Raw genomic sequence first — 14,265 nt, 5'->3', positions numbered from 1 at the left:
TCCGATCTACCACACCTTCCGTCGTCATTACAACTGACGTATTACGCTGGCGACCAGAGCGTAGGGGCCACACTCGTTCCCATTCCGAACACGATCGTTAAGCCCTACAGCGCCGATGGTACTCCGCTCGCGAGAGCGCGGGAGAGTAGGCCGTCGCCGGCACCTCTTTGCAATGCCCCCTGGCTTCCCGCCAGGGGGCATTGTGCTTTCTAGGACCGACGTCTCACGCCGCACGCCCGCACATCGAACGCCTCACGCCTCAACGCCCGCAAACCGAACGCCGCACGCCGAACGCCTCACGCGCGCCGTGTCCATCTCACATCCCTGTCGTCTATTGTCTGCGCACACGCCACTAGCTTTCCCATATGCCTAAAGCCGGCATCATCACCGTCGTCGGAAAGCCGAATGCCGGAAAATCCACGCTCCTGAACCGCATCGTCGGCGAAAAACTGAGCATCGTCAGCCCGAAGCCGCAGTCGACGCGCGATCGCATCGTTGGCATCAAGACCACCGACGACGCGCAAATGATCTTCCTCGACACGCCGGGGCTCCTGAACCCGCGGTACCCGCTGCAGCAATCGATGCGCGGCACTGCGCTCGCCGCTCTGAACGAGGCCGACGTCGTGCTCTATCTCGTGGACGGCTGGGAAGGACCGCCCGCGCCGCTCACTGAAGTCGCGCAGCTCGAACAGCCCGTCCGCGCGCCCGTCGTTCTGGCGATCAACAAGACCGACCTTCTCAACGACGGTCAGCGTGAGTCGCTCCGCGAACGAGAGCCCGACGCACACTTCATCGCTGCCAGCACGGGCGAGGGAGTGGACGCGCTACTCGTTGCACTGTCCGCGATGCTGCCCGAAAGCCCGTTCCTCTATCCGGAGGATGAACTCAGCACACAGACAGTCCGGTTCTTCGTCGGAGAGCTCGTACGCGAAACGGCGCTCGAGCAGCTCGACGACGAGGTTCCGTACAGCGTGGCTTGCGAAATTGAGGAGTTCCGCGAATCGCAGTCGCCTGTGTACATTCGAGCAGTCCTCCACGTCGAGCGCGACAGCCAGAAGCAAATCCTCATCGGCGCCGGAGGGCAACGCGTCCGTTCCATCGGACGCGAGGCGCGACAGAAGATTGAAACGCTGATCGGTTCGCGCGTGTATCTCGACTTGTGGGTGAAGGTCCTTCCGAATTGGCGACGCAACCCGCACGCACTGAACCGATTGGGCTACAAGCTCCCCGAGGACCGCTCGTCATGACCGTCTCCCCACAGCTTCTCGCCATTCTCGTGTGCCCCAAGTGCAAGGGCGCGCTCGAGTATCGCGAGACGGAAGCGGCATTGATCTGCCATACCTGTCGTCTTCGCTACGCGATTCGCGACGGGATCCCCATTATGCTCATCGATGAGGCCACGCCGCTCTAACGTGTCGTGGCGATTCGTTGCTGGGTGTTGCCTCGTACTCGGCGCGAGCCGGGTGAGTCGCGCGCAGACCGGGAACCCGGTTGAAGGCGCGCCGGACTTTGTGCGTCCAAACGGCGCTCGCGTTCTCGGCATGGGTCAAGCCGCGGCGGCGAGTGCTACGGGCACGGAGGCGCTGTGGTGGAATCCGGCGCTAATCGCGCGAGGCTCGCGCGAACTGAATTTCAACATCGTCACTGGTGGCGCGGTCCCTGACGCGACAGACGTCAGCGTCGGTTTCGTGTATCCGATGCCGCACATCATTTCGTTTGGCGTGAGCTTTCGCTACGTAGATGCCGGCGAGCAAGATGCCATTCAGGGCGATGTGAAAACGGGTAGCTTTCGCAATTCGACGAACATCGCCGCGGCAACGATCGCCGCGCCGTTTGGTGACCGCCTGGCCTTTGGACTCAGTTTGAAATTGCTGGCGCTCAATTTCAGCACGACAGGTCAGGTCGAGACCGTCTCACAGAGTCGGCCGATTACTGGCGCGATCGATGTCGGCGGGCAGTATATCGTCACGAAGGATTCGCTGTTCGTCATCGGCGCGACGGTACGCAATGTTGGATTCCCGCTCCAAGTCAACGATTCGCCGCAAGCGGATCCGCTCCCGAGTCGGGCTGACATCGGCATTCAGTTCACGCCGCGCATGAAGGCCTACCCGGACGCCGGCGTGCGCATTGCCGCCGACGTAGTCTCGCGACTCAACGGCGTAGGAAGCCCGGGTTTCAACGTTGGCGGTGAGTTCTCGTGGGTGAAGCTGTATCACGCGCGCGCTGGGTACGTTTTCAGTGGCCCGACCGGATCGGGGCCGACGGTCGGTGCGGGGGCGTCGTTCGCACGGTGGCGGCTCGACTTTGCTCAGTTCCTGAGCGACGTCGGCGGCGATACGGGAAACAAGTTCACGTACCTCTCGATCCGGTACGGGTTCTAATGCGGGCGGTGCGCGCGCTTGTTGTTGCGGTCGCGATGAGTTTCGCGGCCGGCGCGGTGGTAGCGCGCGCGCAAAGTCTCGATGGAGTCCGCGCTGGCGTTCGTGAGCGCGGGCGAGACTCTGTTGGCTCGAATGCCGCGACTGACGATGTGCGCTCGCTGCAATTCGAAAGCGCGACAGCGTTGCACCGGATGCTCGCCCCATTTCAGGCGCCGAGCCATTTGCGGAAATACTCACCGCTCGCGTCAGCGGTCGTGCCAGGCTCTGGTCAAATCCTGCTGGGCGACGACCGATTCGTCGGCTATCTCGCGGTCGAGGCGCTGGCGTGGTGGATGTACGCCAAGGATATCAACGATCGAAAAGATCGCGAGCGGCAGTTTAAAGAAATCGCACGCGACGTGGCACGCGCTCACTACACGACGACATTCCCCGACGCGAACTGGGCATACTACGAATGGATGCGCGACGCGCTCGAGAGCGGCGTCTATAGCAAGACCACGAGCGGGCCGGTCGTGCCGGAGACTGATCCGACGACGTACAATGGGAAGCGTTGGGAAACGCTACAGAGCGTGTATCCGACACAGGCCGAAGCGCTCGCAGCGTACGAGCAGGTGGCGATCAAGCCGGAATTCCGCTGGTCGTGGCATGATCACCAATTCGAGTGGGATATCTTCAAGCGCTACACCGACAAGCGGAACGACGCGAACCGCGCTGCAATCCGCGACCTGCTGCTGGTTGGCGCGAATCACTTCCTCAGTATGGTGGACGCGTTTACGACGTTTCGGCTCCAGGTGCAGCACGGAACCGACGGATCGACAAGGCTTGGCGCGAGCGTTCCGTGGTGAGCCAAGTCACAGCACCATTAAGCTCGCAACTGCTGTCGCTATCATAAGTTGACTTCACTCAACGGCGGCCATATTATGGCGCCTTACGCCTGACACCCCTCCACACATTAGTGGCTAAGACAAGCGCGATCTTGTACTCGCCCGATGGCGTCGCTCCGCCCGAAGTGGTGCAGCGATGGCTCGACGCGCTGGGGGTTCCGATCGTGACCGTGACGGACGCGGATACGCTCATGGGCGCATCGCTCCGCAGCCGACCGCGAGTCGTGGTGTTCGATAGTCGTCGTCGACCGGCCGAGGTCCTCGACGCGCTTCGCCGAGTCAAGAGTGATTCGTACACCGGCGTAGTGCCCGCCGTGGTCATTTCGGCGAACGATCCGCAGTCATTCGACGCCGGCTTTCGCGCTGGCGGCGATGAAGTGATTCGAGACCCGGCCGATCCCGCCGAGGCGACGATTCGCCTCGACGCCATGCTGCGTCGATCCGATCGCGATCTGTACGTGCATCCGTCGACGCGCCTTCCAGGCGCCGTGGAGATCGAATCGGAGATCGGACGACGTCTCGCGCTCAACACGCTCTTTGCGACGTGTTACGCGGACCTCGATCACTTCAAGGAATTCAACGATCGGTATTCGTACTACGAAGGCGATCGTGTCATTCGAATCCTCGCACAGATTCTCCACGACGTCGTGAAGGGCATTTGCCGCGAAGACGGCTTCGTGGGGCACATCGGCGGCGACGATTTCATCTACATCATTCCGCTCGCGGATGTGAACGAAGTGTGCACCGAAATCGTTTCGGTGTTCGACACGCTCATCCCGTTCCAGTATTCCGAACCCGATCGACGCGCCGGGTATTTTTTCGGCAAGGATCGCCGTGGACAGCTTCATCGTGTACCATTGATGACGGTGTCGATCGGAGTGGTGACGAACGAGCGCCGGCGGTTCACGCACGCGGCGCAGGTGAGCGCGCTCGCGACCGAAATGAAGAGCTACGCCAAGACGCTCCCTGGGTCCGTGTATTCGATCGATCGGCGCACCGACGCGCCGCCGCCGCCGGAGATGGCGGGATCGGAATCGCGGCGAGTGACGTCGGCCACGGAGGCGAAGTGAACGTTCACTGTCCGGAGTGTCAGTCCGTTTTTCGAGTCGATCCCGCCAAGGTTCCTGCGGGCGGCATTCGCGCGCGCTGCTCGGTGTGTGGCGGCGTGATCACTGTCGGCGTCGGGTCGTCGATCGAAGACGAGTTCGGGCCGCCGAGTCGAATCGGTGCATCGGTGCCGAGGGCGCAACGTGCGCCGAGTGCGCCAACCATCGTTCCGTCGGCGCCCGCGCCCGCGTATGATGCGCCGACGGTACCGTTCCATGCGATGCAGTCGACCGCGTCGACTGCTCCGCGATCGAACGCGGCGGCATCGGCTCCCGCACCCGGCGCACGTTCAACGCCGGCCGTTGCACCCCCGAGGTCACCGACGCCACCGGTGCCGACCTCGGTAGCGCCCGTCGCGCCGCAACCGCCAGTGCAGCCGCGTGCTGTTCCGCGCACGCCAACTCCTGCCGCGCCGCTCACACCAGCGCGACCGCTCGTGCCGCCGCGGGCCACGCCGGCGGCCAGCCGCCCGGCGATGTTTCCGCCGCGGCCGGCCGGTCCCACGCCCAGCGCATCCGCCGCCCCAATGCCGCCGGCCACGCCCGCTCGGCCAACCGGTCTCCCGCCGCGGAGCCCCATGCCTGCGGCTGGCATCGGACGTCCCGCAGCACCGCCAATGACGCCGCCATTGGCGCGTCCAGCGGCCCCGAGTCGGCCATCAGGCGCGTCGTCGCTGCCGCCAGCTCCGGTCGCTCCGGCGATGCCGCAGGCACCGCAGGCGCCCATCGCGGCACCGCCAGCCGCGCCGCGGCCGACTGCGCCGGCTGGTAGTGCGCCGACGCCGACGCGCGCACCGATCAATCCGTTCCTCGCGAACGATCCGAATGCAAAGGCGCGTCGGTTGTCACGCGCGTTGATTTCCGATTTGGTGACGTACTTTCCGCAGCGGCGCGATGAAGGACTGCGCGACGGAACGTTGCGCGATCTGTTCCGTGAGGAAATCAAGAAGAGCTACGAGGAATACGTCGATCAGGTGGGCAGAGATTTCGCCGACTCCACGACGCATTTCCAAGATGCGTTGAACGAGATTCTCGCCGCCGGTCAGAAGATGTTCTAGAACACGCGAGCGGCGTCGGGGTATGCTGCCTCACCCTTTGCCGCTATCTTCAACAGAGACGAGACTTCACACACGAGCCGTCTGCCAGTAGCGCAGGACGGCTCGTGTCATACCGGAGAGTCAGATGGCCGAAAGCGAGCGCGCGCGACAGCTCAGGCAGTATGCCGAGCGTCTTGCGGAGCTCAGGAGGTACCTTTGACCTGGATGCCAAGCAGAACACGCTGAGGCAGTTCGAGGAGCGCATGTCCGCGCCCGGGTTTTGGGGTGACCAACAGGGCGCACAGGCTGTTGTCCAGCAAGTGAAAGCGCTGAAGAGCTGGCTCGAACCGTTTGAAGCGATCAGCGGTCGAGTGCAGAGCGCGAGCGAGCTCGAAGAGATGCTCGCGGTAGAGCCAGACGAAGAGCTGTCGGCCGAAGTCGAGCGTGAGTCTACGGCGCTGGGCAACGAGATCGAAGCGTTCCGTTTGCGATCACTGCTGTCTGGTCCAGACGATTTCCGCGACGCGCAGCTCGAGATCAGCGCTGGCGCCGGAGGGACCGAAGCGCAGGACTGGGCGCAGATGCTCATGCGCATGTACACGCGATGGGCGGAACGAAAGGGATACGTCGTCGAAATTCTCGATCTGAGCGAAGGCGAAGAAGCGGGAATCAAGGGCGCCGTGCTCGAGATCAAGGGGCTGTACGCCTACGGATTTCTCAAGGCGGAAGCCGGCGTCCATCGTCTCGTTCGCATCTCTCCGTTTGATGCGCAGGCGCGACGTCATACGAGCTTTGCGTCGGCCTTCGTCTATCCCGTGGTCGACAACGAGATCAACATCGAAATCCGCGACGAGGACATCAAGATGGACGTGTTCCGCGCGTCCGGTGCCGGGGGGCAGCACGTCAACAAGACGAGCTCCGCGGTCCGACTGACGCATATTCCGTCCGGGATTGTCACGTCATCGCAGGCGGAGCGTTCGCAGCACAAGAACAAAGCGACGGCGATGAAGCAGTTGAAGAACCGTCTCTATCAACTCGAGGCGGACAAGCAGGCGAAGAAGAAGGCCGAGTTGGATGCGACCAAGAGCGACGTGAGTTTCGGCAGCCAGATTCGCAGCTACGTCTTTCAACCGTACACGATGGTCAACGATCACCGCACCGAGCTGAAGATTCCAGACGTGCAACGCGTCATGGACGGCGACATCGATCCCTTCATCGAAGCGTATCTCTCGTCGCTCGGCGCGCCGAGCGGAGCCTCTGATGGGAGTGCTGCCGCGTGAGCGAGGATCTCAACTTCGTCCAGCGCGCACGCCGCGAGAAGCTCGATGCACTCGCCGAGCGCGGAATCACGCCGTTCGCGTACTCGTTCGATCGTACGCATCATGCGGCCGATGCGATCGCATCGCACCCGGAAGGACAGCAGGAGGAAGGCGCGACGGTGCGCGTGGCAGGCCGCGTGGTTGCGTGGCGCGCGCACGGAAAGACAACGTTCGCGCATCTCGCCGATGACACGGGTCGCATTCAGCTGTACTTCAAGAAGGACCAGCTGGGCGACGAGACCTACTCGACGCTCGACCTGTTCGACATTGGCGACGTGATTGGCGTCGCTGGGCCGTTGTTCAGAACTCGCACCGGCGAAGTGACGGTGCGCGCCACTGAAGTGCATCTGCTCGCAAAATCGCTACGTCCGCTGCCGTTTGGCAAAGAGGAAGTCGTGGAGGGCGTGACCGTGCGCCATTCAGGATTCTCTGATCCCGAGCAACGGTATCGACAGCGGTATGCGGATCTCGCGGTGCACCCGGAAGTGCGGTCGCTGTTTCGCGCGCGTTCGCGCATGACGGCAGAGATCCGCCGTGCGCTCGACGAGCTCGATTATCTCGAGGTCGAAACACCGGTGCTGCAGCCGCTGTACGGTGGCGCCACGGCCCGTCCGTTCATCACGCACCACAACGCGCTCGATATGCCGCTGTACCTGCGCATTGCGGACGAGCTGTATCTCAAGCGATTGGTGGTGGGCGGTTTCGACCGTGTGTATGAGATTGGGCATGACTTTCGAAACGAGGGCATCGATCGGACGCACAATCCGGAGTTTACGATGCTCGAGTTCTACGAGGCCTATGCGGACTACACCGTGATGATGTCACGGGTAGAGTCCCTGGTGGTTCGGGCTGCCGACGCCGTTCGGGCTGGCTGGGCGCCGCCCGACGTGCAGGGCGCGGTCGAGCACGGAAGCGAGGGCGTGCCGGAGCTGCGCCCGCCGTTCCCGCGCATCGAGTGGGTCCCGTCGCTCAACGCAGCGCTCGGCGCGGACACAATGACGATGGATGATGCGGCAGTACGGAACGCGGCGAAGCGTGTTGGTGTTCAGAAGGTGGAGAATCTGAGCCGTCCCAAACTGCTGGATGAAATGTTCCAAGCGTTGGTCGAATCGAAGCTCGTGGAGCCGACGTTCGTCGTCGACTATCCGGTGGAACTATCGCCATTGGCCAAGCCCAAGCGCGGCAACCCGCTGCTGACTGAGCGGTTCGAGCTGTTTGCCCGTGGCCGCGAGTTGGCGAATGCGTTCAGCGAGCTCAATGATCCGATCGATCAACGTCGTCGGTTCGAAGCGCAGGCGCGCCTCAAGGCTGCCGGCGATGACGAGGCATCGGGTGTCGACGAGGACTATCTGCGGGCCATGGAGTACGGCATGCCGCCAATGGGCGGCGTGGGCGTTGGGCTCGACCGGTTGTTCATGTACCTCACCAACACGCCGAATATTCGCGACGTGATTCTTTTTCCAACGCTGCGACCGGAATGAAGACTCGTCTCGAGTGGGGGCTTGCGTCGCGATATCTACGCAGCCGTCGTGGTTCAAAGCTGCTGTCGCTGATCAGCCTCATCTCGATTGGCGGGGTCACCGTGGCGGTGAGTGCGCTCATCGTCATCATGGGCGTCATGACGGGCCTGCAGGATGATCTTCGTGAGAAGATTCTCATTGGCAGTCCCGATGTGCGCGTTCTCACCTGGGGTGAGGACATGGTGATGAACGACTGGAACAAGGCCCTCGAAACGATCCGGCGCCAACCGGGAGTCGTTTCAGCGGGACCGTTCGTTCATACGCAGGCGGTGGTGCGTGCCGCGAAGCGAAAGTATTTCGACGCCGCGATCGTCGAGGGCATCCCGCCGGACGGCGCCGGCGTGCCGCAGGTGACGGCCATTCGCAAACACGCCACCGCGGGCGATTTTTCCTTTCAAACGCCCGATGGAAAGTATCGCGGCGCTGCGCTCGGTACGAAGTTGGCCGATCGCCTCAACGTGGTACCCGGCGTCGACTCGATCCAGCTGATCACGATCTCTAATGAGATCGATCCAGCCACGGGAATGCCGAAGCCGATTACCAAGTTCTTTCAGGTGACGGCGATCTTCGATACGGGAATGTTCGAGTACGACGATCGGTACGTGATCATCTCGCTCGATCAGGCGCGGGAGTTGGCGCAGCTCGGTCCGTCGGTGACGGGCATTGAAGTGAAAACCAAAACGCGCAACGATGCGCCGCTGGTTGCCGCCCAGTTGCAGGACACGTTGGGCATGCCGTATCGCGTCGTCGACTGGCACCAACAGAACAACTCGCTGTTCAGCGCGCTCAAGCTCGAAAAGCTCGGCATGGGAGTGATCCTGTTGTTGATCGTGCTGATCGCGGCGTTCAACATCATCAGCACGCTGGTGATGGTGGTGACAGACAAGACCCGCGAGATCGGTATTTTGCGGGCGATGGGCATGCGGGCGTCGTCGATTCGCCGGGTGTTTTTCGCGCAAGGCTTGGTGATTGGAGTGATCGGGACGACCGCAGGTCTGATCATTGGTGTCGCGGCGGCGATGCTGATCGACGGACGGCGACTCATCCGTCTGGATCCGTCCGTATATTTCATTGACCACCTGCCGATTTCGATTCAGGCGGGAGACGTGACGCTGATCGTGTTAGCCAGCTTGGCCGTCGCAGCGGTTGCGACGATCTATCCCGCCCGACAGGCGGCGCGGTTGTACCCCGTGGAGGCGATTCGACACGAATGATCGTGCTGGAGGCGGTTGATCTAGCGAAGGTCTACACCGGCGGCGACGGCGGGACGATCACCGTGCTCGACGGCGTGAACCTCCAGGTGTCGCGAGGCCAGATGGTGGCTGTCGTCGGCGCGAGCGGCACGGGCAAGAGCACGCTCTTGCAGTTGCTCGGCGCGCTCGACCAACCAACTCGAGGCAGCGTTCGCGTTGCGGGTGAGGCTCTGGCTGGGCGAACAGACGATCAGCTGTCGGCTCTGCGGAATCGGTCGATCGGGTTCGTGTTTCAGTTTCATCACCTGCTCCGTGAATTCACGGCGCTGGAGAACGTGATGATGCCACTGCGCATCGCCGGATGGGACGACGAGCGCGCGCGCGTTCGTGCGCAGAGCTTGCTCGCGCGCGTCGGGCTCGAAGGGCGTGTGCGTCATCGGCCGGCAGAGTTGTCGGGCGGGGAGCAGCAACGCACTGCCGTCGCGCGCGCATTGGCGATCGATCCCGCGGTGCTGTTGGCCGACGAGCCGTCGGGCAATCTCGATCACATGAACAGTGAGCGACTGCACGATCTATTCGCCGAGTTGTCGCGTGATCTGGAGATTGCGATGGTGATTGCGACGCACAATCGCTCGCTTGCCGCGCGTGCCGACCGGACGTTGTTGTTGGAGGACGGTCGGTTGGCCGATACGGACGTGAGCGAGGTCGTTCCCTGATGCTGTGCGACAGCTGCCGTGAGCGCGATGCCGAAGTGCACCTGACGACGATCGAGAACAATGCCGTCCATCAGGTGCACCTCTGTGATCGCTGCGCGGCCGAGCGGGGAATCGAGACGCCGGCGGCGATGCCCAAGCATCCGTTGGGCGAATTTCTTCAGGCGGTGCACCAGCAGACGGCAGCGCCGACTGAGGGTGGCGCTGGCGGCGCGCGTTGCGCGTTCTGTAACACGACGATGGCGGATTTTCGCGCGACGGGACGCTGGGGCTGCGCGCGCTGCTACTCGAATTTTGAAGCGGGCATTCGCGAGCTGCTGCGTCGTGTGCACGGCAACCATCGACACGTTGGTCGATCGTATCAGCCGCCGATGTCGGAGACGCTCGAACGCTCTGCGGTGTTGGGAGAGCTCAAGGATCGTCTTCGGCGCGCGGTGGAAAGCGAACAGTTCGAGTTGGCGGCCGATCTACGTGACCGCATTCGGGTGATGGAGTGAGCATGGATCTCTCTCTTCTTCCCGACGGTGGCGTTGGTTGGCTCGACGCATCGGGTGCGCATTCGGACATCGTGCTGTCGACGCGAATTCGCCTGGCGCGGAACGTCGATGGCTATGCGTTTACGGGTCGGGCTCGAGATGGCGAGCGGTTGCGCGTACTGTCCCAGGTGCGTGAGGCGGTCGGTTCCGTCTCGGCGCTGCAGCAGGCTGTGCTGTATCGCTTGGACGAGCTCCCGCCGACGGCCAGGGCGCTCCTTCACGAGCGACACCTGGTGAGCAAAGAGTTGGCGGGGATCGACGCCCAGCACCCGCTTCGGACGGGTGCGGCGGTGTTCCTGGCCGACGGCCTGGGTGTGATGGTCAACGAAGAGGACCACCTGCGGCTTCAGGCGCTCCGGTCAGGTTTCGCTCTACAGGAGGCGTTCGCGGCCATCGATAAGCTGGACCGTGACTTAGGCGCGCGACTTCCATACTCGTATCACAACGAGTTTGGCTTTCTGACGGCTTGTCCCACGAACGTTGGGACGGGAATGCGGGGCTCGGTTCTGATTCATCTTCCTGGGCTCGTTCTGACCAAGGAGATAGGAAAGGTTTTAGCCAGTTTGCAGCAAATGGGACTGACGTATCGCGGGTTGTATGGAGAGGGGAGCGAGGTGGTGGGAAATTTCTTTCAGATTTCCAACCAGACCACCTTGGGCCGCTCGGAGGAGGAACTCCTCGACCAACTGTTACGCGTCGTCGGCCACGTCGTCGAGCGAGAGGCGGAAGCTCGTCGTGTGCTCTTGCGAGATGCGGGTTATATTATCGAGGACAAGCTTTGGCGCGCATACGGCACGCTTCGATACGCACGCAGCCTCACGTTTGACGAGGCGATGAATTACCTCAGCGGCGTTCGGCTGGCGGTCGGGCTGAAACTGATCAGTACCCTCAGTGTATATACCCTCAACAAGCTCCTGATATTTTCGCAAGCCGCACACTTGGCCTTCGCCGAAGGTCGAGCGCTCACGGAAAGCGAAACCAACCTGGCGCGCGCACGCTATGTGCGTAAAGCGCTAGAAGAGGAAGCGGGCTCGGTTGGCTAAACGCTACCATGACCCGGATGTGAGGGAACTATGAACGGCTATAACTTCACTGAAAGGGTGAGGAAAGTACTCGCGATGGCTCGCGAGGAAGCCGCGCGTCTCCACCATGAGTACGTGGGGACCGAGCATATCCTGCTCGGTCTGATCCGCGAGGGTGAAGGCGTTGCAGCAACGGTGCTGCAAAACCTCAGCGTCGAACTCGACGACATTCAGCAAAAGATCGAGGAGACGGTGAAGAAGGGAAAAGCCGGTCAAACGACCGGACCCGATCTTCCCTATACTTCGCGCGCCAAAAAGGTGCTCGAGCTCGCCATGAGCGAAGCGCGCGAACTCAATCACAGCTACGTCGGCACGGAACACTTGCTGCTCGGTCTCCTTCGTGAAGAGAAGGGAATCGCGGCGCAGGTCCTGACCGACGCGGGCGTCAATCTCGACGCCGCCCGCGCCGAGACGCTGCGCATCCTCGGCACTGAAATGCCGCAGGGTGGCGCTCAGCAGGCGAGCGGCAGTGCCGCGCCGCCCCAGGCCCAGCCGAAGGGCGAAAAGAACAAATCCAAGACACCTGCGCTCGACCACTTCTGCCGCGATCTCACGCAGCTCGCAGCCGAGGGCCAGCTCGATCCAACGATCGGGCGCGCCAAAGAGATCCAGCGTGTCATGGAAGTGCTCACCCGCCGGAAGAAGAACAATCCGGTGCTCATCGGTGAGCCGGGCGTCGGCAAGACGGCGATTGTCGAGGGACTCGCGCAGCTCATCGCCAACGGTGAGTGCCCCGAGTCGCTTCGCGACCATCGCGTGCTGTCGCTCGACATGGCGGCGGTCATTGCCGGCACCAAATATCGCGGTCAGTTCGAAGAGCGCCTCAAGGCGGTCATGAACGAGATCGCGCAGAACAAGCAGATCATCCTGTTCATCGACGAGCTACACACGCTCGTGGGTGCGGGTGCTGCCGAAGGCGCAATCGATGCGAGCAACATGCTCAAGCCCGCGCTGGCGCGCGGCGAGTTGCAGTGCGTCGGTGCGTCTACGCTCAACGAATACCGCAAGTACATCGAGAAGGACGGAGCGCTCGAGCGCCGTTTCCAAACGGTCATCGTCGATCCGCCCTCGGTGGACGAGACGGTCGAGATCCTCAAGGGACTTCGCAAGAAGTACGAGGATCACCACAAGGTGACGATTCCTGATTCGACGCTGGTTTCGGCGTCGAAGCTGTCGGAGCGCTACATCACCGACCGCTTCCTTCCGGACAAGGCAATCGATGTGATCGACGAAGCCGGCGCGCGTGCGCGTTTGGCTGCGCAGGCTCCGCCGCCGGAAGTTGCGGCGCTCAAGGGCGACCTCGAGAAGGTCAACGGCGAGAAGGAAGCTGCAGTTCGCGATCAGAACTTCGAGCGCGCGGCGTCGCTTCGCGACAAAGAGCGTGAGATTCAGGGCAACATCAAGCAGAAGCAATCGGAATGGGAAGCGCGGCGTCAGTCGCACCGCCCTGTGCTCGGCGAGGAGGAGATCTCCTTCATCGTCAGCCGCTGGACGGGTATTCCGGTGACGCGTCTCCAGGAAGCGGAGACCGCGCGTCTCCTGCGAATGGAAGACGAAATGCATCAGACCGTGATCGGCCAGGACGAGGCGATCAGGGCTATCTCGAAGGCGATTCGGCGCAGTCGGGCGGGGCTCAAAGATCCTCGCCGACCCATCGGCTCGTTCGTGTTCTCCGGCCCAACCGGCGTCGGAAAGACCGAGCTCGCACGCGCCCTCGCCAAGTTCCTCTTCGCCGACGAGTCCGCGCTGATTCGCGTGGACATGAGCGAGTACATGGAGAAGTTCTCGGTGTCGCGCCTCATCGGTGCGCCTCCGGGCTACGTGGGATACGAAGACTCCGGTACGCTGACGAAGGCGGTTCGCCGCAAGCCGTACAGCGTGATCCTGCTCGACGAAATCGAGAAGGCGCACCCGGATGTGTTCAACATCCTGCTCCAGGTGTTGGATGAAGGTCACTTGACCGACAACTACGGTCGCGTGATCGACTTCAAGAATACGGTCGTGATCATGACGTCGAACGTCGGCGCGCGTGATCTCACCAAGACCAAGTCGCTTGGCTTCACGAGTGGTGACGCCGCGGCGAACTGGGAACGGCGGGCAGAGAAGGTTCGCGAGGAGTTGAAGAACGTCTTCAACCCGGAATTCCTGAACCGACTCGACGACGTGATCGTATTCCATCCGCTCAACCGCGAGCACATCTCGCAGATCGTCAGCGTGCTGCTCAAGGACGTGCGCAAACGCTTGGCGGAGGAAGAGCTTGTTCTCAAGCTCACTCAGCCGGCGACAGACTTCCTCGTCGGACACGGGTACGACGAGCAGTACGGTGCACGACCGCTGAAGAGAGCGATCCAGAAGTTCATCGAGGATCCACTGTCGGAGAAGATTCTGATGGGAGAGTTCTCGCGGGGGGATGAGATTGAGGTCGACGTCGCTCCCGACGGCGCCGACCGGCTCGAGTTCCGCGTGCTGACGCCGACACCCCAGGCGTAAAGGT

Annotated in this window: 13 protein-coding genes, 1 rRNA gene and 1 pseudogene; all 15 read left to right on the top strand. The window is 62.4% G+C overall.

Annotation, left to right across the window (positions count from 1 at the left end):
• The first annotated feature begins 45 nt into the window (after positions 1-45).
• Positions 46-162: ribosomal RNA gene (gene rrf, locus AC6H4Z_RS13815) — 5S ribosomal RNA — on the top strand.
• A 203-nt stretch (positions 163-365) separates the two neighbouring features.
• On the top strand, positions 366-1,247 hold the full coding sequence (gene era / locus AC6H4Z_RS13810) for a GTPase Era (protein ID WP_497542543.1): 882 nt from the start codon (positions 366-368) through the stop codon (positions 1,245-1,247).
• Complete coding sequence (locus tag AC6H4Z_RS13805; protein WP_497542542.1) at positions 1,244-1,411, top strand: Trm112 family protein; 168 nt, start codon at positions 1,244-1,246, stop codon at positions 1,409-1,411. The genes era and AC6H4Z_RS13805 overlap by 4 nt, the downstream gene beginning before the upstream one ends.
• Complete coding sequence (locus AC6H4Z_RS13800) at positions 1,392-2,381, top strand: PorV/PorQ family protein (protein WP_497542541.1); 990 nt, start codon at positions 1,392-1,394, stop codon at positions 2,379-2,381. Before AC6H4Z_RS13805 ends, AC6H4Z_RS13800 begins: the two co-directional genes overlap by 20 nt.
• Positions 2,382-2,416: 35 nt before the next feature.
• A complete protein-coding gene (locus AC6H4Z_RS13795) occupies positions 2,417-3,226 on the top strand; it encodes a hypothetical protein (RefSeq protein WP_497542540.1) in 810 nt (269 codons plus the stop codon).
• Between the two features lie 110 nt (positions 3,227-3,336).
• Positions 3,337-4,335 carry a diguanylate cyclase gene (locus AC6H4Z_RS13790; RefSeq protein ID WP_497542539.1) on the top strand — a complete coding sequence of 333 codons (999 nt, stop codon included), beginning with the start codon at positions 3,337-3,339 and terminating at the stop codon, positions 4,333-4,335.
• A pseudogene (locus AC6H4Z_RS13785) lies at positions 4,332-4,391 on the top strand (zinc-ribbon domain-containing protein); the annotation flags it as partial. The gene AC6H4Z_RS13790 and the pseudogene AC6H4Z_RS13785, both read left to right, overlap by 4 nt.
• A 681-nt stretch (positions 4,392-5,072) precedes the next feature.
• The gene (locus AC6H4Z_RS13780; RefSeq protein ID WP_497547088.1) at positions 5,073-5,429 is read left to right on the top strand and encodes a hypothetical protein; all 357 of its coding nucleotides are present in this window, start codon (positions 5,073-5,075) and stop codon (positions 5,427-5,429) included.
• 124 nt (positions 5,430-5,553) lie between these two features.
• Positions 5,554-6,688, top strand: a protein-coding gene (gene prfB / locus AC6H4Z_RS13775) for a peptide chain release factor 2 (protein ID WP_497542538.1) whose coding sequence is annotated in 2 segments (ribosomal slippage) — positions 5,554-5,616 and positions 5,618-6,688 — 1,134 coding nt in all. Because the reading frame shifts where the segments join, the coding sequence is not laid out codon by codon here.
• Complete coding sequence (gene lysS / locus AC6H4Z_RS13770) at positions 6,685-8,208, top strand: lysine--tRNA ligase (protein ID WP_497542537.1); 1,524 nt, start codon at positions 6,685-6,687, stop codon at positions 8,206-8,208. Before prfB ends, lysS begins: the two co-directional genes overlap by 4 nt.
• Complete coding sequence (locus tag AC6H4Z_RS13765) at positions 8,205-9,461, top strand: FtsX-like permease family protein (protein ID WP_497542536.1); 1,257 nt, start codon at positions 8,205-8,207, stop codon at positions 9,459-9,461. The genes lysS and AC6H4Z_RS13765 overlap by 4 nt, the downstream gene beginning before the upstream one ends.
• A complete protein-coding gene (locus AC6H4Z_RS13760; protein WP_497542535.1) occupies positions 9,458-10,156 on the top strand; it encodes an ABC transporter ATP-binding protein in 699 nt (232 codons plus the stop codon). The genes AC6H4Z_RS13765 and AC6H4Z_RS13760 overlap by 4 nt, the downstream gene beginning before the upstream one ends.
• Positions 10,156-10,650, top strand: a complete 495-nt coding sequence (locus AC6H4Z_RS13755; protein WP_497542534.1) for a UvrB/UvrC motif-containing protein — start codon at positions 10,156-10,158, stop codon at positions 10,648-10,650. Before AC6H4Z_RS13760 ends, AC6H4Z_RS13755 begins: the two co-directional genes overlap by 1 nt.
• A gap of 71 nt (positions 10,651-10,721) precedes the next feature.
• Positions 10,722-11,732, top strand: a complete 1,011-nt coding sequence (locus tag AC6H4Z_RS13750; protein ID WP_497542533.1) for an ATP--guanido phosphotransferase — start codon at positions 10,722-10,724, stop codon at positions 11,730-11,732.
• Positions 11,733-11,762: 30 nt separating this feature from the next.
• Entirely contained in the window at positions 11,763-14,261 is a 2,499-nt protein-coding gene (locus tag AC6H4Z_RS13745) for an ATP-dependent Clp protease ATP-binding subunit (protein ID WP_497542532.1), read from the top strand.
• Positions 14,262-14,265: the final 4 nt, after the last annotated feature.

It is taken from the genome of Leucogemmata humicola, from assembly GCF_055379415.1.
This window is presented reverse-complemented; position numbering and strand designations above follow the sequence as displayed.

What these genes read in the sequence shown, in the direction of transcription:
- era (WP_497542543.1), top strand. Translation starts at nt 366, where the DNA reads ATGCCTAAAGCCGGCATCATCACCGTCGTCGGAAAGCCGAATGCCGGA.
- AC6H4Z_RS13805 (WP_497542542.1), top strand. Translation starts at nt 1,244, where the DNA reads ATGACCGTCTCCCCACAGCTTCTCGCCATTCTCGTGTGCCCCAAGTGC.
- AC6H4Z_RS13800 (WP_497542541.1), top strand. Translation starts at nt 1,392, where the DNA reads ATGAGGCCACGCCGCTCTAACGTGTCGTGGCGATTCGTTGCTGGGTGT.
- AC6H4Z_RS13795 (WP_497542540.1), top strand. Translation starts at nt 2,417, where the DNA reads ATGAGTTTCGCGGCCGGCGCGGTGGTAGCGCGCGCGCAAAGTCTCGAT.
- AC6H4Z_RS13780 (WP_497547088.1), top strand. Translation starts at nt 5,073, where the DNA reads ATGCCGCAGGCACCGCAGGCGCCCATCGCGGCACCGCCAGCCGCGCCG.
- AC6H4Z_RS13765 (WP_497542536.1), top strand. Translation starts at nt 8,205, where the DNA reads ATGAAGACTCGTCTCGAGTGGGGGCTTGCGTCGCGATATCTACGCAGC.
- AC6H4Z_RS13760 (WP_497542535.1), top strand. Translation starts at nt 9,458, where the DNA reads ATGATCGTGCTGGAGGCGGTTGATCTAGCGAAGGTCTACACCGGCGGC.
- AC6H4Z_RS13755 (WP_497542534.1), top strand. Translation starts at nt 10,156, where the DNA reads ATGCTGTGCGACAGCTGCCGTGAGCGCGATGCCGAAGTGCACCTGACG.
- AC6H4Z_RS13745 (WP_497542532.1), top strand. Translation starts at nt 11,763, where the DNA reads ATGAACGGCTATAACTTCACTGAAAGGGTGAGGAAAGTACTCGCGATG.